Genomic DNA, 25,974 nt, shown 5'->3' on the forward strand with positions numbered 1-25,974 from the left:
ATTGATTAATTTATAATGACTTACCGCGATAGCCATAAGTCTGAATTTATTTGATGTCATGTTATAAACGACTGATGATGTAATATGCCATATCGAACTTAGTGGTTATGATTGGTGTCGATATGATTATTTTACACCTTGTTATTTTGGTAACAATAAATATAAAACCAAAACACTTTTACTTATAAGTAATAATGAAATTGTACGTTAAGTGTAATTGCCTACTGCAAAACTATTACTTATCCGCTGCGGAGAGTAGTTTTTCTGCAAACGTCATCTGAGTGTTTTTATTTGTGATGACAATACCTGAATGTGATTTGTCAGTAGTACCATTTACCGCGTAATGTCTTGCAACCACAGTGTTATTAGCTTTGTTGTTGAAACTAACATTACCTGTGAATGCGCCATCACGTGCAGATGCAGTGTAAGAAGTAGCGATAATAGCGGTAGCGATAATTGCTTTAATGACTGTTTTCATGAGTCGTATAACCTTATATTTATAATTGTTTGTCAACGCTGTTTGCGTTTTGATGGGGGTATATTAACAATTACCAAAAACAAAACAATAACGTCAAAGTGAAAAAGATTATTACCATTTTGTAATGATTGATGTAGTAAAAGGAGATGGTCGGTAGTTTGTTGGAATATAGATAAAATCCCAATAAGCGTTAATAATTTTTTAAGTATGAAGTGAGCTTCTGGTTATTTTTATATTCTAATGATCATGTGAGGTGACTAATCATGAAGGTAAATTAAATTTCTGCTTTTATAGTGATTTTTCTGGTGGGTATATTTTTGAATTTTACACGGTGAATTGAGGTTAAAGGCAGTAGCTCCGATTTCATATAATAGTTATTACATGAAATCGGGAGAAGGATAATAATAGATGTATTTCTTAATTTTATATTACTTAATCTTCATAATATAATTATTCTAAATTCAAGCCAGATAATTTAACTCTTAGTAAATCCATCGCATTTGGATTATCCCAATCAACTTCGATTAATGTCGTTCCCATTTTATGACAAGCTTGAGGTAATACGGCGTCATGAAATGCACTCAGATCAGTCAAATAACGTAATGATAAGGTCATTTCTTCAGGGCGAGCTCTTTTTCGCATCCTTTGATAAGCAATTTCAGGTTTGGTTTTTAAATAAATACAATAATCTATTGTTGGGTAGTCGTGGATTTTAGCAATTAAATGTTTATAGCAATCCATGTGTTTTGCTGCATCTTCAACGGTATTTTCGTAGTTTGACATGCAAGTATGAGTAAAGACGAGATCGCTTAATAAAGATCGTTCGATAACATAACGCTTATTAGGATTTAAGTTTTTTAATAAATTAGATCGTTGTGTTGTGATGTAATACTGAAAGTTATTGCGAGCATTAACATCTGATGGATCACGGCTAAATAATCCTAATAATCGTTGAAATTCTGGATCTGTATCTACGGGTTCTAAAATAGTGTCGGCTTGTAGCATTGCTGCGAGTTTAGGTAATAAAGTCGATTTACCTGAGCCAATATTACCTTCAATACATACAATGAGAGCTTTCTGCATAGACTTATTTCTCTATTTTTTACCTGAAAATAATACTTCGTTTTTCTTATCTGCATCAGACCAAAAATTAATATTAAATTGAGCATCGTTTGATAATTCAATACGATGCCAATATTGAGGTGGGCTGGTTGCAAATTGCCCTGCATTAATTTCAATACGTACTTCTGGTTCTGTTGCGGTGCTATTAGCAAAGCCGTAGTAAACGACTTGGCCTTCCATTACACAGAGTTGACCAAAGACATCTTTAGCCGTGTTGTGATGTGACAAGAGTACTGGTGGTACATTGTCCTTAGTAAAAAAAGCTGTTGATCGTTGAATTGTCCAATTTTTAGGTATTCTTAAATGGCTCATAAGTACACTCTGTTAACGCCAACTAAAGATGCATTAATAATACATCTTTAGTTGTGGGTTTCAAGGGAAATGATAATTATTGTCATCTAGATTGTTCTTTTTTAGCTTAAGGTGTTGTTTTTATACGATAAATAAATCGAGTTATTTTTGATTATGATAGTGAAGCGGCACTTTGAAGTGAAATTATCTAAGTTGAGAGAAATTCTATTATTAGGTTTAGATAAGAGGCCATTGAAAATACGGCCTCTTATTTTTAATTTAACAGTTTAGATTGGTTGATCAAGTTTATCGTAACTGCGTAGCTTATAATTAATAATAGACAGTATCCAACAGCCAATAAATATCGCAATGACGCCAATACCGACGATGCCAAAGTGATCGGTCATGGTATTAATGCTATCCCAAAATGAACCGCTTAATTTTAAACTTGATGCAATGGCGCTTAATGCTTCTAAGCCACCAATAATCAACGCCACGATCACAGAAATTCCAGTAATAGTCATATTGTAGTAAAGCTTACGTGAGGGTTTTGAAAATGCCCACCCATAGGCGCCAAGCATCACTAGATTATCTAGGGTATCTATTAATGACATACCGACGGTAAATAAAACCGGGAAGATCATGATTAACCAGATGTTCATTCCTTGAGAGGCATTGGTTGCTGATAGTGCTAATAACGTAATTTCAGTTGCGGTATCAAAACCTAATCCAAATAGAAAACCAATAAAATACATATGCCAACTTTTATTTATAAATTTAAATGAAAAATGGAATAATTTATTTAATGGTCCGGTTAATTGAATATTTAAATCCGCATCTGTTGGACGAATACCTTGTTTATAAGCATTGAATTTTTTATAGACCGAAAGAAAAATTCTAAGGTTGATATAGGCCATGATTAATAAAAATAAAATAGAAACGCTAGTACCTATAATACCGCCAATATCACTGATAAAAGGGATTTTTGACTTAAATGTACCAACGGTTAACGCAATACCTGCTGCAGCTAACATCACAATAGTTGAGTGACCAAGTGAAAAAAAAGTACCAATGGTGATAGGTTTTTTACCTTGTTCCATCATTTTTCTTGTGGTGGTATCAATAGCCGCAATATGATCAGCATCGACAGCGTGGCGTAGACCTAAAGACCACGCTAATAGTGACATACCAAGCATTGCGGGGTGCTGATAGAAGGCAAGTACAGCAATAACCCATACTGTTATATTGATGAAGATAAGGCTAGATACCAACCATATCGCATTTTTTTTTGTATTATCGCTGATTTTCATTAGATTAAATCTCTAGTCTTCATTGATTATGTTTAGAAAATTACGCTGAGAGGATGAGTGAAATTTAATGTTTATCAACCGTGCAAATGAAATATAACATTGCTCTTTTAATAATAGTTATCATTCTCTTTTGTTTCGCTGCTTAAATTCTTATGTTAAGTTCGTTTTAGTTCTAAATTAATATAATTTAATTGTTATATTTCATTGCTTTATGTTTTTCTTTGGCGAAAGGTAAAGCCGTTTTTTATGTGTGGTTTATCGGTTGTCTATCATTATAAACATCCCTCAGGCGTATGTATTTAATTTTTAATGGTTGTTATATCGATAAAAGTAGCACAGTATATTTTGGCTCTCTAAATACAAAAATAATTTAAAAGAATAAAAGGTGAATGTTATGTCAGTAACTGTTGAAGGAAAAAAATTATCAGTATTAGGTCAATTCCCACAAGCAGGGCAATCCGCGCCAGAGTTTACACTTTGTGGTGCAGATCTTAGTGATTTGACACTGAGTTCACTTAAAGGAAAGAAAGTTGTTTTAAATATTTTTCCAAGTGTGGATACACCTGTTTGTGCGATGAGTGTACGTGCGTTTAATCAAATGGCGGCTGATATCGATAATACTGTTGTGCTTTGTATTTCGGCTGACCTGCCATTTGCCGCAAGTCGTTTCTGTGCAGCAGAAGGGATTGAAAATGTTAAAACAGCATCATTTTTCCGTGAGCCTCAATTTACTCAAGCTTATGGTGTAAATATTAATGAAGGGCCACTAAAAGGTTTGGCTGCGCGTGCTGTGATTATTATTAATGAAGATGGTCAAGTGATTTACAGTGAACGCGTTGCTGAGATCAAACATGAACCTAATTATGAAGCAGCAATGGCGGTTTTACGCTGAGAATTACTTTTATAGCTTGTAGGGCTAGAGCGGTTTTCAATTAATTAAAAAAGTCGTTATGTGGTTATACATATAGCGGCTTTTTTATGTGTAAACATTAAACTGTGATATTGAGTCCAAAGCGAGCTTTAAAGGAATATGCGTTATGTCACAGCGAATAATTGCTGTTACAAAAAACCAGTGAATGCGTAATTCGTCCTATATATCCTACACCTAAGTTTATTGATAATTCAGTTAGAATTTTTCAATTGTAGCTGTCGATATAACAATTTACAGCTAACGAGATAAGCTAGGGAATGGATATGCCGACAATGAAGATAATGCCTTTGGCTCTAATGGTTGCAGCAGTATTAGCTGGGTGTAATGACGAGACTATAAATAATACGACCACTATTGTGCCAGATAAAGATCGACCTACGATTGAGTTAACGGGCAATACTAAATTTGTTGATCCGTTTATTGGTACTGGATTTAATGGCCATACTTTTCCTGGCGCGGTCGTACCTGAAGGTATGATACAGCTATCTCCTGATACTGAATTGATGGGGTGGCACTCTTCGTCTGGCTATCATTATGATAAAGATACGTTATTTGGTTTCTCACATACACATTTAAGTGGCACAGGAATGGGGGGATTAGGTGATATCCTATTTTTGCCATTTATTGAAGATAACCAAAAATATATTGAAGATAATGATGATTACCGTAAAGCTATCTCAGTGAAAATGGATAAAACAACTGAACATGCTGAAGTCGGTTATTATAGTGTTGAAATTGCAGATAATGACATTAAAGCCGAATTAACTGCATCTGAGCGGGTTGGTTTTCACCGCTATACTTACCCTCAAGGCGCTGATCAGAAATTAAAAATTGATTTAAATTCTATTTTAAACAGTGATTGGGGTTCGACCTCATTACGTAATCAATTAACTGTCAGTGAAGATGGTTATACCATCACAGGTGAAAGAGATGCGGCACATTTTTCTGGTTGGGCGAAAAATCAGAAAATATTCTTCCATGCGACCTTTGATAAAAAAATCAAAAATGTGGTTATCTTAGCTAACGGTAAACCAGTAGAAGGCTTAACCGCCGAGCATGTTTCAGAATTACTGCGTGATGATGCGGGTAAGCCAGTTAAGCGCATTAAAGCTGACGTTACTGCCTATGTTGAGTTTGAAGGCGGTGATACTCAGGTTGTTAATGCTGCCGTCGCAATCTCTGCTGTAAGTGCTGATGGCGCAAAAGCTAACCATGACGCAGAAGCTAATCAGTCATTTGATGAAGCACGCATGGCGGCGGTGAAAAAATGGCAACGGGCATTAAATTTTGATGTTAAAGGCGGAACACCAGAGCAAAAAGAAATATTTTATACCGGGCTTTACCATACAAAAATAGCCCCTCAAGTGCATCAAGATGTCAGTGGTGAATTTAGGGGGATGGGTAAAGGTTCTATTCGTAATGGCGATGGTGAATATTCTATTGCTTATGGTCAAGCAACGCCTGAACAACCAAACTTTTCGGTATATTCATTATGGGATACTTTCCGTGCGTTACATCCATTAAAAACCATTACGGAGCCTGAACGTGCCGTTCAATATGCCAAGAATATGGTTCAGAAATGGCGGGAAAGTGGTTTATTGCCTAAGTGGGAACATCTAGGGGATGAAACAGGCACCATGATTGGTTATCCCGCGGTTGCTGTTATTGCTGATGCGATCACTAAGTTCCCAAATGAATTTACACAACAAGAAAAACAACAAGCATTGCAAGCCGCTGTTGAATCATCAACTTATGATAACCATGCAATATTAGCTCAAGAGTGGGATCTTGATGTATTAAAACGTGTTCTACCTGATGCGATTAAATTTTCTCAACAGCAAGGTTTTGTGCCTGTCACGAATGAAAACGATGAAAATATTAAAGAATCCGTTTCTTATGGGTTAGAAAATGCGTTTTATGATTGGGCAATTGCTCAAATAGCAAAAGCGTCAGGTGATACTGTAATTGAACAACAATATTTAGCACGTTCACAAGCATTTAAGCGTTACTTTGATAATAATCCAACTGAGTATGCTGAACATAATGTAACTGGGTTTATGCGTCCATTAACCCTTGATGGTGAATTTATTTCGCCATTTGACCCTTATAATACCGCACACGAATCAGGTCCTTATGCAGAAGGTAATGCATGGCAGTGGACATGGTTTGTACCGCATGATATTAATGGCCTACAACATGAAATGGGCGGTCAGGCCGCTTTTGCTAAAAATCTCGATGCTACTTTTACTGCTGGTAGTGAAGGTACCGAAACTGCGGATATGTCAGGTATGATTGGCCAAGTAGCCTTTGGTAATGAGCCATCACATCATATTCCATATCTTTATAATTGGACTGCTGAGCCATGGAAAACTCAAGAGGTTGTCGATTATATTTTAGATGAGATGTATTTTGCAGAACCTGCTGGCATTATTGGTAATGAAGATGTCGGTTCAATGTCGGCATGGTATGTGATGTCGGCGATGGGCTTTTATCAAGTTAATGCTGCTGCACCTATATATACTGTTGGTCGACCGTTATTTGATGAAGTGCGATTACCTGTAAAGGATGGTTTCTTCACAGTTAAAGCACTGAATAATGCTGATGATAATATGTACATAAAATCGGTATCAATTAATGGTAAACCTCTTGATAACGGTTTGTTTTTTAATCATTCAGAATTTAAAGTGGGCGGTGAACTTAAATTTGTGATGACAGCTGATAAATCACAAGCAATGACATTACCTGCAATTAAATAAAATATTAATATATTATTATAAAGGGACGTAAGTTTACGTCCCTTTTTATTAAATTAAAAAAAGCGAATATCTATAGGAATTAATTGTTTTTTATTGATGTTTTATATTGTTTAATATAATAGAAAACATAATTTATAGAAGCATAAAATATTAGGGTGTAGCCTAGTAATTCAGAACTTTCTTCTGCAATATTTTTAACTATGCGTTGAAAATTATCCCCTAAAATTTGATGCCACATACTACCCATACCAAATAATCGAGAATAAACTAAAGTAATACCAAGGCCTAAACATAATATAGGGAAGTAACTATTTTTCATTACTTCAGCTAAAGCAGAGATGGTTCTTTCTCGTTGCTGATTAGCATAGATTAGGGCTGCAATGGCAACGCTTAATGCAGGATAAACCCAAAAACCATGGAAAATTAAATGATCAAAAAAGAGATCAAGTTCTCTTATTAATAAACATGCGAAAAAACCAGCAATAAGAAAAGCGGTTCGGCGGTAAAGTTTATTGGTTTGCCCTAGGTAAGCAAATGCAACTGCGGTACATAATAATAAAAGTGCTTGAGTATATTCAGTTAAAGACTGTTCAGGAATATTGTTTTTTAAATAAAGTACATCATAGTTAATGATAGCTATAGGTATTGCTAATATAATTAAGAGAAATAAAAAATTTATTAACTTAAAAATTATTGTATTTATATCTGAGCGCATATTATTGCCAGTGGTTTGTTTGAGTTACGAACTTATATCTATTGTTTATTAGCATAAATAAAATAGGTTAATAAACACAAATATTATTGATTAAAGTTCAGTATATATTCAGAAAGTTATTTTATTTATTAATTATTTTTGCATATTTAATATGCCGATTGTAAATATAGGTATTGCATAAGAGATGCTTACTTATGCTTTGTTTGCCGAAGATTAAAGCATAAATAGTAATTATAATATCGTTATAGTAAATAATATTATTACTTATTAGAAATAATGTTTTTATAGAGAGTGATAATTGGCTTATAGGAATATTCTTATTTTTGGGTTAGAAATGACTCTTTTTGTGGTTGATTGTTAAATTAATGGCACCAACTCTACCTATATTGGTGTGTCTAATGAACTTTATTGTTTTATAAGTCGATGTATGATTTTTTGTGATACCACCGGCCTTTATTAAGGTTAGTTGCACTGAAGCAATGTCACTAAATAATAAACTCGCGATAAAAATCCAGTAAATGTACCTTTTTGCTACTACTTAATAGTGATGTTTATTTTTATTATTGAATGAAACAAATTGAGTTGATATTTATTTAACTCGTTACTCAACCATCAATAATATAGGTCGATAATAATGATAAATAAACTGAGTCCAGTAGCATTCTCTATCGCATTAGCTGTAGGGTTAGTTGGCTGTAATTCTGATGATACATCAGTATCTAAAGATAATATTACTCCAGTTTCAGACGTATATTTACAATATGTAAACCCTTTTATTGGTACTGGTGCTGATGGCCATACTTTTCCTGGTGCGGTATATCCATCGGGAATGGTGCAACTAAGCCCTGATACAGAAATGGATGGTTGGGGTTCGGCTGCAGGTTATTTTGATCATGGCAAGCAACAAGATATTCCAGTGTATGGTTTTTCACATACTCATTTAAGTGGTACTGGTATCACTGATTTAGGTGATATATTAGTTTTGCCTTTTACTGAAAAAAATAACGTAACTTATAATACCTTTGATAAAGCGAATGAAATTGCAGAAGCGGGTTATTATTCAGTTGAATTAAATCGTGGTGATATAAAAGCAGAATTAACCACAACTGCACGTGTGGGTTACCATAAATATACCTTTGCTGAAGGGACTACTCCATTTATTAAATTCGACTTAGATCATACTCTAAATAAGAGTTGGGGTAATAGTACCACTGTCGGTAATATTGAAATAATTGATGACTATACTATTCGAGGCCAACGTAGTTCAGATGGCTGGGCAAATAATCAACATGTCTATTTTTATGCAAAATTTAACCAACCGATTGTGAAAGCAACCGCACTAATTGATGGGGTTGAAACGAGCGTTAAATTACATAATGATAATATTGAAGCGGTTAAAACCATTGCTTATTTAGAGTTTGCGCCGACAGATCAACCATTAGAATTAAAAGTGGGTCTATCGCCTACGGGCATTGACGGCGCAGAGAAAAATCTTAATGCAGAAGTACCTGCGTGGGGGTTTGATACTGTGCTGGCGCAATCTCAACAAGCATGGCATAACGAACTGGCCAAGGTTGAAGTTGAAGGTGGCACAGAAGATCAAAAGCAGATTTTCTATACAGCCCTTTACCACGCTTCAATTGCACCGATGATTTTCCAAGATGTTGATGGTCAGTACCGTGCAATGCGTACTCAAGAAATTAAAGATGCAGGGAATACGCCAAACTATTCTGTGTATTCAATGTGGGATACTTTCCGCGCTTTCCATCCCCTACAAACTATCATTAATCCACAACGCGCAACAGAATATGCTAATGATCTCATTCGTAAATATAAAGATGGCGGTATTTTGCCTAAATGGGAATTACAAGGTCACTATACGGGGACGATGATTGGTTTCCCGGCCATTTCAATTATTGCAGATGCAATGGCAAAAGATTTAAAGGTGAATGCGCAAGATGCATTAGAAGCTGCAGAGTTTACCGCGCGCTATCATGAGAAAAGTGAATTTCCAGACTGGACTGACGATCAAAACATTGGTGCTGCAAATGTGGTGCAAGTAAAGGTTTATGAACAAAATAAATATGTTCATCATGGCTACTGGAACTCAGCCTCTTATACCTTAGAGTTTGCTTATGGTGATTGGGCAGTATCAGAAATTGCGCGTATGGCAGGTGATGTAAAACTGCAAGACGAGTTTTTAAGCCGTGCTGATAACTGGTTGCAGCATTGGGATAAAGTTAGTGGCTTCTTACGTCCGAAGAATCACCCATTAAGTGTTAGTCCGAATAAACCTGCATCACAATTTAATCAGCCTATTGATGAGTCGCGCAAAGATGAATGTGTGATGATAGATGTGGTACAAACGGATGGTAGTAGTAAAGCAATGGAGCAATGCCCACTATTGCCATTTGATCCATATTTTGTTGATGAATTTGCCTTTACTGAAGGTAATGCATGGCAGTGGAAGTTCCAGCCAATGCATGATTTTGAGCGTCTAAAGCAAGAAATTTATACAGCTGATGTTGCTCAAAATAAACCGAATATGACGCCTGAAAAATCATTCCGTGAAGACTTAGATGAGTTGTTTACTGCTCGCTCTTCAAATACTGGTGAAGAACTGCCAGATTTAACCGGTTATATTGGTCAATATATGCATGGTAATGAACCATCACACCATATTCCATACTTATACAATTTGACTGATGAGCCTTGGAAAGCACAGGAATACTTAGATCAAATCATGAATCAGTTCTATACCACTGAGCCGACAGGTCTGATTGGTAATGAAGATGTGGGGCAAATGTCAGCATGGTACATCATGAGTGCTTTGGGTTTCTATCAAGTAACACCTGCAGATCCTACTTATTCAATTGGGCGTCCATTGTTTGATAAGGTTGCGATTGATGTTGAGGGCGGTGAATTTACTATCGTGGCTGATAATAATAGTCCGGTGAATAAATACGTTCAGTCAGTCACCATTAATGGCCAAGCGCTAGGAGCTAATTTAACCTTTAAACATAGTGATATTAAAGCCGGTGGTGAATTACGGTTTGTGATGACGGGTGATAAGAAGCAAGCATTGCAGGCGATATTTTAATTAACAAAAATTAAATGAAAATATATCGTTTTAAACTAGGTTGATGATTTTTAATGAAGGCTAAGTGCATAGTACTTGGCCTTTTTTATGCTCTTGATTTGGTGTTTGTATTGCTAAGCGTAAATGTGGGCGATAATTTGCTTGTTAGGCAATAGTTTGCTCGGTACTGGGCAATAACTTGCTCAGAGTATTGATTGAAGCATGATTTTTATTTTAATTTACTTATAATTCAATATCTTATTTTTATTTTCTGATGTGGTATGGAAGTTGCTTTAAAAGTGATTAAATTCCAATATTTTTAAGGACATTACCATGCCAACTCCATGTTATATCTCTATTCAAGGTCAAACTCAGGGCAACATCACTGCGGGTGCATTCACTGCAAATTCTGTCGGCAACATTTACGTTGAAGGTCATGAAGACCAGATGCTGGTGCAAGAGTTTAAACACATTGTAACCGTGCCAACTGATCCGCAATCAGGTCAACCTGCTGGTCAGCGTGTCCATAAACCTTTCAAATTTACCGTGGCATTAAACAAAGCTGTGCCGTTGATGTACAACTCATTGGCGTCTGGTGAAATGTTGCCAACGGTTGAACTTAAGTGGTACCGCACTTCTGTTGAAGGTAAGCAAGAGCATTACTTCACAACCACGTTAACTGATGCAACGATTGTGAATATCGACAATCAAATGCCACATTGCCAAGATTCAACCAAAGCTGATTTCACTCAGCTGATCGAAATCTCAATGGCTTACCGCAAAATTAATTGGGATCACACGGTTTCTGGCACATCGGGTGCTGATGACTGGCGTGCTCCGCTAGAAGCGTAAGTATCAAATAATTATTGCCCGTACTGCTCTAGTGCGGGCTTTTGTCGTTTATGCCTGTGCTAAGGCATTCATTCATCGCTTTAGCATAGGTTTAATTGAGGTAACATCATGGCACAACAAACAGGATTACAATTTACCTTTTCCGTTGAAGGACTTGATGCATCAACATTTGCTGTGACTGAATTTAAAGGCAACGACACCTTGTCTTTACCTTTTTCTTTTACAATCGATTTAGCCAGCCGCAATCCCAGCTTAACACCAATTGAAACCATTGATCGTAATGCCAAATTAACGGTTTGGCAGCATGGTGAATTACAACAGCAATGGCATGGTATTGTGCGCCAATTCACTCAAGGCGATACCGGCCATAGTCACACAATCTATCACGTTGAATTTGTGCCACCTTTGGCACGGTTAGCCTTGCGTCAAAATAGCCGTATTTTTCAAACACAAACAGTGCCAGAAATTATCTCTATCTTGCTGCAAGAAATGGGCATTAATGACTATGGTTTTGCGATCAGCCGCCAATTAGTACAGCGTGAATATTGCGTACAATACCGTGAAAGTGATTTAGCCTTTATTGATAGAATTGCCGCAGAAGAAGGGATTTTTTATTACTTCAATCACGACAATAACAAAAACACCCTCATTTTTAGTGACGATACCCAAACAGTAACCCGTTTAGCTGAGCCCCTAGCTTACAATAGCCGCAGTGGTGGTCGCAGTAGCGTACCGTTTATTCGAACTTTTGCGCGTAATACCCAAATTTGCTCATCATCCGCTCAGCTAAAAGATTACAGTTTTAAAAAGCCTGCTTATAGTTTTTTACAAACTTCAGCAGCGAAAGAAGCAGATTACCAACAAACCACCTATGAGCATTTTGATTACCCTGGTCGTTATAAAGACGATGCCAGTGGTAAACCTTTTGTGCAGTTTCGAATTGAATCTCTTCGACGCGATGCTCAGACCGCGAATGCCAAAAGTAATGTACCCACTATTCTTCCCGGCGTGAAATTTACGCTGCAAGAGCATGATAATGAAACCTGTAATCGTGATTGGTTGATCATCGCTGTCACCCATGTTGGCACTCAACCCCAAGCATTAGAAGAAGCCGGTGGTGAAGGTGCAACAACCTATAATAATGAGTTTGTTGTCATTCCCGCTCATCGTCCTTGGCGCCCGCCGTTTAATGCCAAACCCACCGTTGATGGCCCACAAATCGCGCTGGTTGTTGGTCCTGAAGGTGAAGAAATTTATTGTGATGAATTTGGGCGTGTCAGAATTCAGTTCCCTTGGGATCGTTACAGTAACAGTGATGATAACGCCAGCTGTTGGGTGCGAGTTTCACAAGGTTGGGCAGGTAGCCAATATGGTATGGTTGCCCTGCCTCGTGTAGGCCATGAAGTGATTGTTGATTTTTTAGAAGGTGATCCCGATCAACCGATCATCACTGGCCGTACTTATCATGCCACCAATCAGCCTCCTTATGAATTACCGGCCCATAAAACCCGCACTGTTTTACGCACTGAAACCCACCAAGGTGATGGCTATAACGAACTGCGTTTTGAAGACCAAGCAGGTAAAGAAGAAATCTACGTTCGAGCGCAAAAAGATGTCAATGTCTTAGTTGAAAATGATCGTACCGATAATATCAAACATGATTTACACCTTGATGTAGAAAATGAACGCTTTACCCAAATAAAAATGAATGATCATTTAACGGTTGATGGTGAAAGTCGTCAGTATGTTAAAGGCGATCAAACATTGATGATCGACGGCACATTACATCTTAAACAGGGTAAAGCGATATTAGTCGATGCGGGGAATGAGATTCATATTAAAGCCGGTAATAAAGTTGTGATTGAAGCTGGTGCTGAAATTACATTAAAAGCAGGCGGTAGTTTTATCAAAATAGACGCGTCGGGTGTGTCATTGGTCGGGGCGGCAGTAAATTTAAATTCAGGTGGAAGTGCTGGCAGTGGCTCCGGCTATGCGGGTGTTTCGCCGTTATTACCAGGTGCAGTTGAAGCAGCGGTAGCATTAATACCTACAGCTATAGTTTCTATTACCGCATTCATGAAAGCAGAAAAAGCTAATGTTCCTATGGTGAAAACCTGTCCTCTAGAGGAGCAAAGTTGATGTTGAATAAAATAGAAAATAATCTCCCTTTATATTGGCTCATTAATCACGATACATATAAAGCAGTGTTACACAATGGAGCGAGCTATCTAGAAGGTGCTGAGCCCCTGTTTGCCTCTCAACCTTTTAATGATTTGGTCGACGTCTCCCCTTGGGTGATCCCTATCACTGACAATCACACTCATCTAGATGAATCTTTACTGTCTAAAGGTATTCTATTTGAGTCGTTATCATATCAGACACTTATTGCCCATTTACGCTCTTTGCTCTTAGCTGGTTATCAAGGTGAAAACGTGATGTTTCGTTTTTATGACCCTCATATTTTTAATGCGGTTTATTACAATAGTTCTACAGAAAGACAGACAAAATTACTGGGGGCTGCACAACGGGTTCATGTGATGTTCTCTGGGAAATATACACTTTTTGAAAATGCTTACCCAGAGCGATTTTCTTTACAAGAAGCGCCGTGGTGGATAATTGAAAATGATGATTTTACTGAGCTGTATAACATCAACAACCACGCCTATTGTGTCTCACGACGACTTTGGCAAACTATTCCAGAGTTAATGGCGAAACTGAATAAGACAGAATCTGATTTAACTCTCTTATTTAACCAAGGTAGCTCGTTGATAAAAAAAGCGTCTTTGGAGTTTTGGGTGATCGCTCAATTAATACAACAGACCCAAATATCCTTCACTCTGGTCATTGAGCGATTACATTTAGACATTGATGAACAACAAGAACTACAACATTGGTTAGGGAAAATCTCATGAGTAGCCCAACAGGTGCAAGTCCATTCTGTATTCCGTGTGAGAAAATGAAATACTGGATTGAGTTTATGTTTGTGGACGAGCATAACGTTCCTTTTAAAAATATTAGTGGCCGATTAACCGATGCATCAGGCACCGTATTTATCATACAGCTAACAGGTAAGCCTGTTGTAGTGAGGTCACTTGCTTCCGGTCCAGTCTCAATCGTGTTTGATAATGCGACATGGTTAAAAGAGTCGCAACAACGGACCCCTCTTGATAGTGAGCCTGATAATGTCACTCAACGTCTAAAAGCGCTAGGACATAACAACACGGCCAAAAAATTAATCACGGCCACTACAGGGGATTTTGTTGAATTAGAATCCACTCAAACATTGCCACCGAAGCATATCGCTGAAGCTGAAGGTGAGGTTCATTTAATCACGAACACCAGCTATGTGATTAAAGTAAAAGGTTTTAATTACATTACACTTCGTGTTGGCATGTTTTTCGACGGCACAGCAAATAATACTTATAGTTCAGATTGGGGGATAGAGCAGATAAAAAGATTCACCCCACTGTGGAAATCTCGTTTTGAAATAGCGAGTCAAAACGGCCGTATTGCCATTAAAGATTTAGATGACCGATGCTTTCAATACCCTCAAGATGAAAAGTTTCGAATTCCTATTGAAAACAAACCTGACGAAAACCAATGTGTTGAAGTTTATGAAGTTACAGGTAGTGCCGCCAATGAGCATACCAATATTCAGAAGCTGTTTGAACGTTATCCAGATAGTCGAAAACCTAATATAAAAGAACGAATCTCCTATCACGGGGAGTACATCACTGGCGTAGGAACAGGTAACAGTACCGATATTGCACCCGCTGATGAATCGTTAATTGGGCAAGGGTTAGGTATTGGCGATTATGGTGTCACCCAAAAAGCCGAGACAGGGATTAAACAATTATGTAAAAATTTAAAGGATATACACTCTGGAATATTAGATGTTTTTGATGCATATGATGGTATTAAAAAAGTTGAATTAGACGTATGGGGTTTTAGTCGAGGTGCAGCGGCGGCACGGCATTTCATTAACCTTGTGTTAGAAGGTAAAGAAGGGAAGTTTGCGACTCTCATGATTAAAGCCTGCCAAGATAATAATATTAACTTCGCAGCGAACTTTAATTGGCAACACAACGATTCTTGTGAAATCACCTTTGCTGGAATATTTGATACAGTGGCGGCAATCACCAACTTTATGACTGGTGACATATCTCCTCATAATGATAAAACAGGAAATGTACGATTATGGCTAGACCCTGCGCGCGTTAAGCATGCGGTTCACTTAACCGCATGCAGAAAAGCGGAATACCGCTATAATTTTTGTTTAAATAAATTCAATCCCGCGTCAAATTTTATCGAGCTTGAAGTGCCAGGCTGTCACTCTGACATTGGCGGTGGTTATTATGCATCTGCCGCATTCGATAAAGGGTACTTATTACCATTATTAGAGAATAAGTGCATAAAAACCCTAACTCAAAGAGGCCATTTATTTGATTTTGAACTTAAAAAAATCCAAAAACGTTTTGAAGACGATCTTAAACAGCACCAAGAAAAAGAAGTTACTATGGGCTGGAAAGCCGAAAATTTTACAATCAAAAGCGATATCACCCCGTTGAATGGTGATCAAAAGCAAATTACCACCAAACTGTATTATCGACGAGTGGCTCATGGGGAGCTATCCCGCTTGTATTTACGCTTAATGTACGGTCTTGCTAGCCACTATGGGGTGCCATTGGATGATAAAATTGAAGATGGTGATATTTGGAATAACAAAGATTTTCCAACTTATATTGTTCCACAAACAATTGGCTCCATACCTTTTGGCCAATATTGCGAAACGATCTTAAATGACGCTAAAAATGGTGAGATAGATAAGATTGTGAAATCACTGTGTAACGATAAACAGTTACATGATTTTATGGATAACGACCTTATTCACCATTCAGCAGACGGTGGGATAGCTAATTATCAATTTTATAAAGACGATGGAAGTATTGCTCTTCGTGAAATTTTCGAATGTAAACAAGGACAGTAAATGAAAACCATTATATTAACAGTGATATTCTCCCTTTTTCTGGGTGGATGTGGCGTGATAAATAAAGAGCGAGTACCTGATGAGGTTCCTGATTGGACGGTGGCTTATGCCATGCCATCATTTTATCCAGTGAGAGTTACCAAAGCCTATGGTATTAATAAAACAGAAGATTGGACTTCTATTTTACATACTCATAGTCAATTTATGACGGTCAGTGGCCTTAAACGCGTGAAAGAGTTTCTACCCAATTATGATGGCTATGGATTACCCTTAGCTTTTGCGACTATGGGAGGATATAGACAAGTCCAATACACCAACCATTTACCCGATAAAATAGTGCTCTATTGGACATCCTTGTTTGATGCGAAATTTTATATCACAGAACTAAATGTTACGCCAAAAATGAAAGGGCTGATGTATAAAAAACAAAACCGAGTTGAAGCTGATGGTATTCGTCGCTCTTGCTATCAAACGACATTTGATTTTGGTTTTCTACCTAACGGGCAAGTAAAAGTATGGTTAGAGGGGTGTGGTAAATATACTTATGTCACAGAGCTATCTCCCATCGCGACGCCTAATACTGATTATAATGGGAGTACTTATTCCGATCATAATCAGACTAGAAATTCTGTTTTAAAAAGAGCTAAAAAAGCCAATGCAACACTAGTCCCGATCCCTTGGAACAAGGTAAATAAGATATATACATCGAAGAATTATACTGTAGAGCAACTTCATTAATAATGGCTTATCGCCTTACAGCTTTCTGTGAGGCGGTAACTATCTCACCGAGCATATTAAGAGATGATGACCTCAATCAAGCGCTACTCATGCCAAGCCAAGTATTACCGGACGAGATCAAGGAGCAACCCAAGTTTGGGGCGATGAGAATAATGAATGATATATCACTATAAAGGGAATAAAACCTGCCGATGCCAAAGTGGATGCTTGGGCGATTTTTGGAGCCAGTGGTAAAAATTGCAAAGCCAAAACGTGGAGTGCCGCTTTTGGTTGGTCTGATGGTGCCAATGTAAAATGGCATATCACACATAATTTCTCGACTAACCCAGAACAGTATGAGTTGCGTATTCCCTTTCAGCAATACAATGATTCTTTTGACTGTGATGTAACTTTAGGGGATATAACGGTTGAAGCAAAAAATCCACTCGATACTGATGGTTTTGCTAAGTTACGAATTTATCAAGCGGGTAGTGATTATCGTAGTACGCCATTAGAGCCCCAGAAAAATAAATAATGACCCCTTATTTTGGCTTTGCTTACGAGCAAAGCTTTTTTCTTTGTTTTAATCTTTTGCAACAAGCCCATAAGTCGCAGATGGCAATGCTTGGAATAATAACGACGTTTCAAATAATTGATTTACGGTGTAATGAAAAGTGCTTAAAAAGCTTTATGGATAACGACCTTATTCAGCAGACGGTGGGATAGCTAATCATCAATTTTATAAAGACGATGGCAGTATCGCTCTTCGTGAAATTTTTGAATGTAAACAAGGACAGTAAATGAAAACCATTATATCAATAGGGTTACTCTGCCTTTTACTGGGTGGATGTGGCGTGATAAATAAAGAGCGAGTACCTGATGAGGTTCCTGATTGGACAGTAGCTTATGCTATGCCATCATTTTATCCAGTGAGGGTCACAAAAGCCTATGGCATTAATAAAACAGAAGATTGGACTTCTATTTTACATACTCATAGTCAGTTTATGACGGTCAGTGGCCTTAAACGCGTGAAAGAGTTTCTACCCGATTATAATGGTTATGGATTGCCTCTTGCTTTCAACACTATGGGATGGTATCCACAAATCCAATACACTAATCATTTACCCGATAAAATAGTGCTCTATTGGACATCCTTGTTTGATGCAAAATTTTATATCACAGAGCTAAATGTCACGCCGAAAATGAAAGCGCTGATGTATAAAAAGCAAAGTTACATTCGATCTGATGGAATGCGTAAGTCTTGCTACCAAACGACATTTGATTTTGGTTTTCTACCTAATGGCCAAGTAAAAGTATGGTTAGAGGGGTGTGGTAAATATACTTATGTCACAGAGCTATCTCCCATCGCGACGCCTAATACTGATTATAATGGGAGTACTTATTCCGATCATAATCAGACTAGAAATTCTGTTTTAAAAAGAGCTAAAAAAGCCAATGCAACACTAGTCCCGATCCCTTGGAACAAGGTAAATAAGATATATACATCGAAGAATTATACTGTAGAGCAACTTCATTAATAATGGCTTATCGCCTTACAGTTTTCTGTGAGGCGGTAACTATCTCACCGAGCATATTAAGAGATGATGATAGTTTTTGGTTAAATTTAACGTGTTACGACGGTATTTAATTACCAACATAACATCTAACTATCGACGTTGTAATTCGATGAGTATCTATACCTTTTTATAATTATCACTGAAGAGAAAATCGCTGCTATTGAAAGTATATTAATACAATTTAATGAAACTTTTGAAAAAGAGTATATCGATGATTTTGAAGATGTTCCTAAATTCTAAGCTTTCCCTATTATTCTGGAAATAGTCCGTTAACTTACCTTTAAGAACAACAAAACCCGCTAATTAATATCGCTATGATGGCCTTATTTTTAATAATACCTTCGTTGTTTATTCTTTGATGATAGCCTTTGTTACAACTTCCTATCTTTCATACAAATTGAAACATATTGCTGATATTTAAAAGAAACAAGAGCGAGTATATTTTATTTAAATTTCTTTATTATATTTCCATTTTCACGGTTGTTGAGTATCTCAATCGTTTCAAGGACAGCAACAATGACAAGGTTTAAGTTGAAGATCACTCATGGCTTATCTCATCATCCTGATATTATAAAAGTGACGACGGATCCTCGCCAAGCTTTACGTTTTCTTGAACGTGAAGTGTCGCCTTATACGCGTGGTTTTACGAAAATTGTCATTACCGATAATAAGCAGTATGTAAAAAGTATTGCAGAAGATGATAGTAAAGCCTTTCGTTATGATTATGTGCCTTATAATCAACTTGATGTGATATGGCAAAAGCTGTGGGGATTTGTACTTAATAAATGTAAATAATGAAATGGCCGTTGCTATATAACAACACCCTGTAAGTATGATCTTAAGCAGGGTGTTGTTGATCTTAGTGTCACTGTATTTTCTTTTCAGTGAGAATAATTACTTAGTCATGATCACTTCAGCTTGGCGCTCTTCTGGCTTATCCATGCCCGTTTGCCAGAACCAATAAGTAATATTACCCGGACAATTTAAACTCACCACTTTGTGATTACCGTGGCAATCTATCGCATGAATAGTAACGCCTTCAGTATAGCCATCTTTTAGATAATCAAGATCGCGAATTGCTTCATACACAGCGTCATCAAGGGTCATACCCATTTTCATATATAGCACTACCGCATGAGCAGTTGAACAACGAATACTCATTTCCCCTGTGTGAGTACAAGCGCAGGCGCCATAGCGGCTGTCAGCATAAGAGCCAGCACCAATAATTGGACTGTCCCCTAAACGACCGGGGTATTTCCATGCCCAACCAGAAGTAGACGTTGCGGCAGTAATTTTGCGGTTAATATCACTGCTTAAAAAAACTGTAGTGTCACGCACACGCTCAGGATCGGTAGCATTATTTGATAATGGCGCAAGAGGCACATTAGGAAATGCAGCTTGTTGCTCGAGTGTCATGGCTTGCTCTAGTTTTTCCCACCACACTTGCTTTGAATCTTCGATAAGATTGTTACCTGCAACCGCATTAATTTCATTGGCAAAAATAGCCGCACCTTCACCAACTAAAATTTCATGGTTGAGATCGGTCATTACCTTATAGGCGACTTCTATTGGGTGGATGTAACCTTTTAATGCACCAACAGCGCCAGTACGCAGACTGTCACCGTCCATTACCGATGCATCTAATTCCATTTCGCCTAATACATTAGGCCAGCCGCCATACCCCACGGTACGCACCCGTGGATCTAATTCCACTAGCTTAATGCCTTCAACTAAAGCCCGTAAGCCTTCTTCACCTGCTTGTAGGCGACGTGCTGATGCTTCAATACCTGGGTATGCTTCTGAGTTTGCTAATAAGATCATGTTCAACGTCCTTGTTATTGGTGCAACCGATCTTGCAAGATCAATTGTTGGCAAAGCTCGGTTAATAATAAAGTGCCGTAGCCTGTTGTAGCTTTAGGATAAATTTTGCGGTGATTCATACCCAGTGACATTGCGGCTGAATCAATGTGGATCCATTTTTGATCAGGTTGAATAAAGTGTTCTAAAAAGGTAGCTGCAACACATGGGCTACCGTCAGGCTCTTCGCTACCGTGGCGCAGATCAGCAAAGTCACTTTCAAGTGCGGTGGTAAACATGCCACCCGTCGGCATTAGCCATAACGGTTCAGAGCATGCTTGACCCGCTGTTTGAGCACTCGCAATTAAGTTATTATCATTACCCATTAATGAGGCATAGGCTTTACCAAGAGCAATGCCAGTACCACCTGTTAAGGTTGCAATATCGACTAAATAATCTGGTTGATAGTGTTGTTGAGCATAGTGCAATACATCCGCTAGCACCATTCGTCCTTCGGCATCGGTAGTGATGATTTCAACATTGGTTTTATTAAGCATCGTTACCACATCACCAGGTTTAATGGCTTTACCTGACGGCATGTTTTCAACCAAGCCACATAAGCCAATCACTCGAATAGGTAATTGCAGTTGTGCAATAGCATTAAGTGCACCAACAACCGCCGCTGCACCGCCCATATCGACTTTCATGGTGCTCATGTATCGCGGTTGTTTAATGCTGATACCACCGGAATCAAAGGTGACACCTTTACCGACTAAAGCTACGGTAAATTTGGGATCTTGAGGATGATAGTCGAGGCATAACAAGCGTGCTTCGCGATCGCTGCCTTGAGCGATACTCATTAAGCCGCCAAAGCCATGTTCAAGCATCATTGCATCATCGAGATAAGATAACTCAATATTGTTAATCGCTAATGCTTCTACAGCTTCGACAAAGGACTGTGGATACAGAATATTACCCGGTTTATTGGTTAACTCGCGTGCAATCAATTGGCTCTGAGCAAGAATTTTGCCATTTTCAAACGCTATGTTGTCACTAGCATCAGCATTTAATAAGGTGAAGTCTGCCAGTGTCGGAGTTAATAATGAGCTGTTACTGTGGCGATAATGATAATCTGATAATGCTAAACCAAAAGAGAGCCATTTTAGCCATTGCTGACGCTCAAAACGAGCAGCAATATCGGCATCTATGCACAATTGAAGTGTGGTCGCTTGCGTAAATGTAGTTGCGATTAAATAGCCAATATCTTGAATATCGGCAACAGCAATAATGCGCTTACTGATCTCAGCATTAAAATCATTGACATCTTGGTTAACGATTAATGTTGAATGTTCACCCAAGGTCAGATGAAGCGTTCGCGTTAATTGATCGCATTGATGTTCACGATTAAAAGTTAAAGTTAATGGGTTACTATTCATTATTTGATTCCACCATCTACGATAGGGTGAGGCATTTCGGTTTGAGTATCGACAAGGGTTGCATCACTGCGCTGTTGCCAACGACGCATGCCTTTGTGAGAACGTAACTGAGGGTTAGCAATTTCATCGACAGCAAAGTTTAATAACGATAAACCGATAGCAATAAATATAAGCGCCATACACGGTGCAAGTATTTCCCACCATGCGCCAATCAACATTGATGATGAGGTTTGAACGTTATATAACATCACACCCCAACTGATGGCGTTCGGATCACCAAGACCAAGGAACGATAGGCTGGCTTCGGTCATTATCGCGAGCAATACACAGCCTATAAAACTAGCGCCAACAATCGACATTAAGTTAGGTAGAATTTCAACGGCAATAATACGCCACGGTGATTCGCCTAATACTTCTGCGGCACGAATAAACTCTTTTTCACGTAAAGATAGCGTTTGAGAACGCACCACTCGTGCTCCCCATGCCCATGAGGTTATGGCGATAACGATGGCTATCGTAAATGGCCCCGCTTGACCAATAAATGCGGCAATAATAAAGAGTAGCGGTAATTGTGGAATCACCAACATGATATTCATGGCAGCCGTTAAAATTTCATCAACTTTACCGCCAAAATATCCTGCCGAAACACCGATTAAGGTTGCGAGGAAACACACTAAAACCCCAGCGCCTAAACCAACGGCCAGTGAAGTTCGTGCGCCATAAATTAATTGTGACCACACATCACGCCCCATTCGTGTTGTACCTAGAATATGATCGGCTTTTTTTGACATCAGCAGGGTACGTTTATTGGTGGCTAAGTTTTTCGCTATCCAACCATCCGGATTATTCTGCGCCGCTTTTACCACAAAAGCTGGGTATTCATGCGGGTTGCCTGTTCCTCTATCTGGTGCATGATTAGTGATCATTGGCGCAAACAGAGCAGCTAATACAAATACCACTAAAATACAGAGTCCAGTTAATGACTTAGGATTACGAATTAATAATTGAATAATACCTTTCATGTTATCGATCTCCCTTACGTAGACGTGGGTCTAACAGCACAATTAATAGATCGGCCATAAAGTTAAAGAACAACATAAATAAGGTCATCAGTAATAATTGTCCTTGAAGCACTTGGTAATCACGGGCGTGAATTGCGTTTAACAAGACGGTTCCAAGACCGGGGTAGTTAAAGATCATTTCCACAATTAACTGACCACTGATTGCAGTACCTAAGGCCATTGATAGTGCGGTTACGCTAGGCAGCATGGCATTACGAGCGGCATAGTTAAAAATCACGCGATGTTCACTTAAGCCTTTGGCTTTTGCCATGGTGATAAAGTCTTCATTAAGCAAGTTAATCATGTTGTTACGCATGCTAATTAAAAAACCACCAATTTGACTAACGGTGGCACATAGCAACGGCAGGGCAGCGTGATACATGACATCTTTATAAAATGCCCAGCTTGACCAATCAGGCGTAGTGCCTGAGGTGTACGCATTGCCAATCGGAAACCATTCTAAGCCAATCGCAAAGGTGAACATCACCAGCATCGCAATAACTACTGACGGGATAGATTGTATTACCAGTGTGCTTGGAGAAATAAAGGTGTCGTAATAGCTGCCACGACGCCAAGCGGCAAAAATACCCATTACCGAGCCAATACAAAACGATAAAACAACCGCGGTTCCGGTTAGAAATAATGACCAGCCAATGGCGCTGCCAAGCAGATCATTAACGGACAATGGATAAAACTTAATGGAGGTTCCCCATTGTCCGGTAAATATATTGGCAAGATAAGAAAAGTATTGCTCATATAAAGGGCCATCAACAAAACCAAGCAGTTTTTTCATGGCTTCAATACGTTCAGGGCTAACGTGTGAGGTAGCATTAGCAAACATCATTGTCACAGGATCACCAGGCATAGCGCGAGGCAATATAAAGTTTAATGTGGCTGCAAATAATAACGCGACAAAATAAAATGATAATCGACGAAAGAAAAAGCCCATCGTATTTATTCCTAATAAAGATATTTGATTTAATAAGCACTAAATATTGAAAGCGACCGTTAAATAAATAACGGTAGCTTTATATATTTGGGCTAATATCACAGCGAAATAAATACCGTCATCAACAAGATAACGGTATGGTTATTATTACGCTTTTGGTTTTAAATCTAATACATGTAATAAACGCTCAGGAACGCCAGCCCATGCTAAAGGACGGCCTTTAGGGTTTTCTGTGCTCCACCAACCGGTATAACGACTTTCATTAAATTGATATACATCAACGCCTGACATTACAGGTATTGTGATTTGGTTTTCGGCAATGATTTTTTGAATCTTATGGGCGATAACCATTTGTTCATCCTGATTTGCCGTTTTGTAGAAATTATCCAGCAACTGGTCTAGATCGGCGTTTTTAAAGAAGTGCATTGCAAAACGTGGCATGCTTGCGCCTTCTTGATAACGAGAATGATAGGCGCTGTTCCAGTAACGGTAAGGGTCGGCACCGTTAAAGTAGTTCGTGTAAGCCATATCATAAGTACCATTGGTCATGGCTTGGTTATAGACCGCAAAATCAGAGGTTTTGGCTTTGACATCAACGCCTGCCATTTGTAACTGCTCAACCCCAAGTTGAACGGTGTTGTTGAAATCAGTCCAACCGGTTGGAGATTGAATCGCAATTTCTATTTTTTTACCTGTTGGCGTTTCTACATACCCGTCACCATCAATATCTTTAAAGCCTGCTTTTGCTAACAATGCTTTGGCGTTATCAATGTTGTAAGTGTTAAAGCCTTTGTATTTATTATAAATATCTTTATCAGCCCAGAATTCTAAGCCTTTACCTAAACCTGAAGCGTAGTCATTAACGATGCCATTACCATAAAAAGCAACATCAATGATTTTTTGGCGATCAATTGCCATTGATAATGCGCGACGGAAATCAAGGTTATTGATTGCTTCATTATTACCAGGGTGCGGCGTTTTAAAATTCATCATAAAAGCTTGGGTACTTGCTGCAGGGTACCAGTATTTATGGTTTGGATTTCGAGCGGCATACAGTGCATCAACATCAGGAATAAAGGCACTGGTCCAGTCAAGTTCTGACTTAATGATTTTATTTAATAGCTGATCGTTATTGGCAATTTGTGGTACGCGTAAACAATCGACTTCGAGGTTATCGTTATCCCAATAATTAGGGTTACGACATTGCACATAAAGCTGTGGCGTAAAGGTGTCGATTTCAGTAAATGGGCCTGAACCTACTGGGTTTTCATTAGTAAATAATTCTGGTTTTTCAATATCTTTCCAAATATGTTTTGGCACAATAGGAATCGAAGAAATTTCAAAAGGCAGATTAGAATTGGCTTCAGTTAATTCAAAAATAACCTTGTTATCTTGTTGGCGAACACTTTTGATCCAACGATCCATGCTTTTTGGATCAAGTTCAGGTTTATCATGGATCAGTTGGAATGAATACACCACATCATCAGCGGTAAATGGCGTTCCATCTGACCATTTTACGCCGTCGCGAATTTCAAATGTGACTTGTTTAAGATCGTCAGACATATAGTAGTCTTTCGCTAATCGCATCACCGGTTTATTACCGTGCATTTGGTTAAAAACAACTAAAGGCTCATAGATAAAATCAGTTGTAGTACGTAAATTTGTTGCTAAATACGGGTTAAAGTTACGGATCATGGTGGGATAAAAATCAGCCACAATTGTTAATTGATTTTTTTCAGCAGCAAAAGAGTTTGAAGTACACAATGTCGCAAGTGTTATTAGCGCTAAAGTATGGGCTTTATTTCTGATCATGAAAATTCCTTATTATAAATGTGAGAAGATAAATTCCGTATAAACATGATGAAAATAGATAGTATTTATTAATAAATAAAAGTTATAACAAGATACACATATAA

21 protein-coding genes are annotated in these 25,974 nt (G+C 38.2%); 11 read left to right on the forward strand and 10 right to left on the reverse strand.

Going from position 1 to position 25,974, the window contains the following annotated elements; translation table 11 throughout:
* Positions 1–235: 235 nt before the first annotated feature.
* From VXS03_RS04565 to VXS03_RS04580, 4 genes are all read right to left on the reverse strand, one after another.
* Entirely contained in the window at positions 236–478 is a 243-nt protein-coding gene (locus VXS03_RS04565; RefSeq protein ID WP_327762232.1) for a hypothetical protein, read from the reverse strand.
* A gap of 450 nt (positions 479–928) precedes the next feature.
* Positions 929–1,561: a deoxynucleoside kinase gene (locus tag VXS03_RS04570; RefSeq protein ID WP_327762233.1), complete on the reverse strand. Its 633-nt coding sequence runs from the start codon at positions 1,559–1,561 to the stop codon at positions 929–931.
* 12 nt (positions 1,562–1,573) lie between these two features.
* Positions 1,574–1,912 (reverse strand): DUF1971 domain-containing protein, encoded by a 339-nt coding sequence (locus VXS03_RS04575; protein ID WP_327762234.1) that lies wholly within the window; start codon positions 1,910–1,912, stop codon positions 1,574–1,576.
* A gap of 266 nt (positions 1,913–2,178) precedes the next feature.
* Complete coding sequence (locus VXS03_RS04580) at positions 2,179–3,201, reverse strand: HoxN/HupN/NixA family nickel/cobalt transporter (protein ID WP_327762235.1); 1,023 nt, start codon at positions 3,199–3,201, stop codon at positions 2,179–2,181.
* A 394-nt stretch (positions 3,202–3,595) separates the two neighbouring features.
* Here VXS03_RS04580 and tpx point away from each other — a divergent pair, with 394 nt between their 5' ends.
* The gene (tpx, locus tag VXS03_RS04585) at positions 3,596–4,093 is read left to right on the forward strand and encodes a thiol peroxidase (protein ID WP_327762236.1); all 498 of its coding nucleotides are present in this window, start codon (positions 3,596–3,598) and stop codon (positions 4,091–4,093) included.
* 302 nt (positions 4,094–4,395) lie between these two features.
* Positions 4,396–6,888 (forward strand): GH92 family glycosyl hydrolase, encoded by a 2,493-nt coding sequence (locus tag VXS03_RS04590; RefSeq protein WP_327762237.1) that lies wholly within the window; start codon positions 4,396–4,398, stop codon positions 6,886–6,888.
* Between the two features lie 79 nt (positions 6,889–6,967).
* Here the strand turns inward: VXS03_RS04590 and VXS03_RS04595 are convergent, their stop codons facing one another.
* Positions 6,968–7,603, reverse strand: coding sequence for a hypothetical protein (locus VXS03_RS04595; RefSeq protein WP_327762238.1), 636 nt, complete (start codon positions 7,601–7,603; stop codon positions 6,968–6,970).
* A 634-nt stretch (positions 7,604–8,237) separates the two neighbouring features.
* Here VXS03_RS04595 and VXS03_RS04600 point away from each other — a divergent pair.
* The 9 genes from VXS03_RS04600 to VXS03_RS04640 all read left to right on the forward strand — a co-directional run bounded on the left by VXS03_RS04600 (position 8,238) and on the right by VXS03_RS04640 (position 19,610).
* A complete protein-coding gene (locus VXS03_RS04600; protein ID WP_327762239.1) occupies positions 8,238–10,703 on the forward strand; it encodes a GH92 family glycosyl hydrolase in 2,466 nt (821 codons plus the stop codon).
* A gap of 312 nt (positions 10,704–11,015) precedes the next feature.
* Entirely contained in the window at positions 11,016–11,534 is a 519-nt protein-coding gene (locus VXS03_RS04605; protein ID WP_327762240.1) for an Hcp family type VI secretion system effector, read from the forward strand.
* Between the two features lie 108 nt (positions 11,535–11,642).
* A complete protein-coding gene (locus VXS03_RS04610; RefSeq protein WP_327762241.1) occupies positions 11,643–13,673 on the forward strand; it encodes a type VI secretion system Vgr family protein in 2,031 nt (676 codons plus the stop codon).
* Complete coding sequence (locus VXS03_RS04615) at positions 13,673–14,446, forward strand: DUF4123 domain-containing protein (protein ID WP_327762242.1); 774 nt, start codon at positions 13,673–13,675, stop codon at positions 14,444–14,446. Before VXS03_RS04610 ends, VXS03_RS04615 begins: the two co-directional genes overlap by 1 nt.
* Positions 14,443–16,521, forward strand: a complete 2,079-nt coding sequence (locus VXS03_RS04620; RefSeq protein ID WP_327762244.1) for a phospholipase effector Tle1 domain-containing protein — start codon at positions 14,443–14,445, stop codon at positions 16,519–16,521. The genes VXS03_RS04615 and VXS03_RS04620 overlap by 4 nt, the downstream gene beginning before the upstream one ends.
* A complete protein-coding gene (locus VXS03_RS04625) occupies positions 16,522–17,259 on the forward strand; it encodes a DUF2931 family protein (RefSeq protein WP_327762246.1) in 738 nt (245 codons plus the stop codon).
* Between the two features lie 199 nt (positions 17,260–17,458).
* Entirely contained in the window at positions 17,459–17,773 is a 315-nt protein-coding gene (locus VXS03_RS04630) for a hypothetical protein (protein WP_327762247.1), read from the forward strand.
* A 265-nt stretch (positions 17,774–18,038) separates the two neighbouring features.
* Entirely contained in the window at positions 18,039–18,776 is a 738-nt protein-coding gene (locus VXS03_RS04635) for a DUF2931 family protein (RefSeq protein ID WP_327762248.1), read from the forward strand.
* Positions 18,777–19,331: 555 nt separating this feature from the next.
* Positions 19,332–19,610, forward strand: coding sequence for a hypothetical protein (locus tag VXS03_RS04640; RefSeq protein ID WP_327762249.1), 279 nt, complete (start codon positions 19,332–19,334; stop codon positions 19,608–19,610).
* A 99-nt stretch (positions 19,611–19,709) separates the two neighbouring features.
* Here VXS03_RS04640 and VXS03_RS04645 read toward each other — a convergent pair whose 3' ends face one another.
* The 5 genes from VXS03_RS04645 to VXS03_RS04665 all read right to left on the reverse strand — a co-directional run bounded on the left by VXS03_RS04645 (position 19,710) and on the right by VXS03_RS04665 (position 25,870).
* The gene (locus tag VXS03_RS04645; RefSeq protein ID WP_327762250.1) at positions 19,710–20,636 is read right to left on the reverse strand and encodes a N(4)-(beta-N-acetylglucosaminyl)-L-asparaginase; all 927 of its coding nucleotides are present in this window, start codon (positions 20,634–20,636) and stop codon (positions 19,710–19,712) included.
* Between the two features lie 14 nt (positions 20,637–20,650).
* Positions 20,651–22,048 carry a M17 family metallopeptidase gene (locus VXS03_RS04650; RefSeq protein ID WP_327762251.1) on the reverse strand — a complete coding sequence of 466 codons (1,398 nt, stop codon included), beginning with the start codon at positions 22,046–22,048 and terminating at the stop codon, positions 20,651–20,653.
* The gene (locus VXS03_RS04655) at positions 22,048–23,070 is read right to left on the reverse strand and encodes an ABC transporter permease (RefSeq protein ID WP_327762252.1); all 1,023 of its coding nucleotides are present in this window, start codon (positions 23,068–23,070) and stop codon (positions 22,048–22,050) included. The genes VXS03_RS04650 and VXS03_RS04655 overlap by 1 nt, the downstream gene beginning before the upstream one ends.
* A 1-nt stretch (position 23,071) precedes the next feature.
* The gene (locus VXS03_RS04660) at positions 23,072–24,058 is read right to left on the reverse strand and encodes an ABC transporter permease (protein WP_327762254.1); all 987 of its coding nucleotides are present in this window, start codon (positions 24,056–24,058) and stop codon (positions 23,072–23,074) included.
* A 147-nt stretch (positions 24,059–24,205) separates the two neighbouring features.
* A complete protein-coding gene (locus tag VXS03_RS04665; RefSeq protein ID WP_327762255.1) occupies positions 24,206–25,870 on the reverse strand; it encodes an ABC transporter substrate-binding protein in 1,665 nt (554 codons plus the stop codon).
* Positions 25,871–25,974: the final 104 nt, after the last annotated feature.

It is taken from the genome of Photobacterium sp. S4TG1, from assembly GCF_036040035.1.
GTDB lineage: Bacteria > Pseudomonadota > Gammaproteobacteria > Enterobacterales > Vibrionaceae > Photobacterium.

Coding starts and splice junctions, on each gene's coding strand:
- VXS03_RS04590 (WP_327762237.1), top strand. CDS start 4,396: ATGCCGACAATGAAGATAATGCCTTTGGCTCTAATGGTTGCAGCAGTA.
- VXS03_RS04660 (WP_327762254.1), bottom strand. CDS start 24,058: ATGGGCTTTTTCTTTCGTCGATTATCATTTTATTTTGTCGCGTTATTA.
- VXS03_RS04650 (WP_327762251.1), bottom strand. CDS start 22,048: ATGAATAGTAACCCATTAACTTTAACTTTTAATCGTGAACATCAATGC.
- VXS03_RS04625 (WP_327762246.1), top strand. CDS start 16,522: ATGAAAACCATTATATTAACAGTGATATTCTCCCTTTTTCTGGGTGGA.
- VXS03_RS04665 (WP_327762255.1), bottom strand. CDS start 25,870: ATGATCAGAAATAAAGCCCATACTTTAGCGCTAATAACACTTGCGACA.
- VXS03_RS04595 (WP_327762238.1), bottom strand. CDS start 7,603: ATGCGCTCAGATATAAATACAATAATTTTTAAGTTAATAAATTTTTTA.
- VXS03_RS04615 (WP_327762242.1), top strand. CDS start 13,673: ATGTTGAATAAAATAGAAAATAATCTCCCTTTATATTGGCTCATTAAT.
- VXS03_RS04600 (WP_327762239.1), top strand. CDS start 8,238: ATGATAAATAAACTGAGTCCAGTAGCATTCTCTATCGCATTAGCTGTA.
- VXS03_RS04580 (WP_327762235.1), bottom strand. CDS start 3,201: ATGAAAATCAGCGATAATACAAAAAAAAATGCGATATGGTTGGTATCT.
- VXS03_RS04570 (WP_327762233.1), bottom strand. CDS start 1,561: ATGCAGAAAGCTCTCATTGTATGTATTGAAGGTAATATTGGCTCAGGT.
- VXS03_RS04565 (WP_327762232.1), bottom strand. CDS start 478: ATGAAAACAGTCATTAAAGCAATTATCGCTACCGCTATTATCGCTACT.
- VXS03_RS04610 (WP_327762241.1), top strand. CDS start 11,643: ATGGCACAACAAACAGGATTACAATTTACCTTTTCCGTTGAAGGACTT.
- tpx (WP_327762236.1), top strand. CDS start 3,596: ATGTCAGTAACTGTTGAAGGAAAAAAATTATCAGTATTAGGTCAATTC.
- VXS03_RS04605 (WP_327762240.1), top strand. CDS start 11,016: ATGCCAACTCCATGTTATATCTCTATTCAAGGTCAAACTCAGGGCAAC.
- VXS03_RS04575 (WP_327762234.1), bottom strand. CDS start 1,912: ATGAGCCATTTAAGAATACCTAAAAATTGGACAATTCAACGATCAACA.
- VXS03_RS04620 (WP_327762244.1), top strand. CDS start 14,443: ATGAGTAGCCCAACAGGTGCAAGTCCATTCTGTATTCCGTGTGAGAAA.
- VXS03_RS04640 (WP_327762249.1), top strand. CDS start 19,332: ATGACAAGGTTTAAGTTGAAGATCACTCATGGCTTATCTCATCATCCT.
- VXS03_RS04645 (WP_327762250.1), bottom strand. CDS start 20,636: ATGATCTTATTAGCAAACTCAGAAGCATACCCAGGTATTGAAGCATCA.
- VXS03_RS04655 (WP_327762252.1), bottom strand. CDS start 23,070: ATGAAAGGTATTATTCAATTATTAATTCGTAATCCTAAGTCATTAACT.
- VXS03_RS04635 (WP_327762248.1), top strand. CDS start 18,039: ATGAAAACCATTATATCAATAGGGTTACTCTGCCTTTTACTGGGTGGA.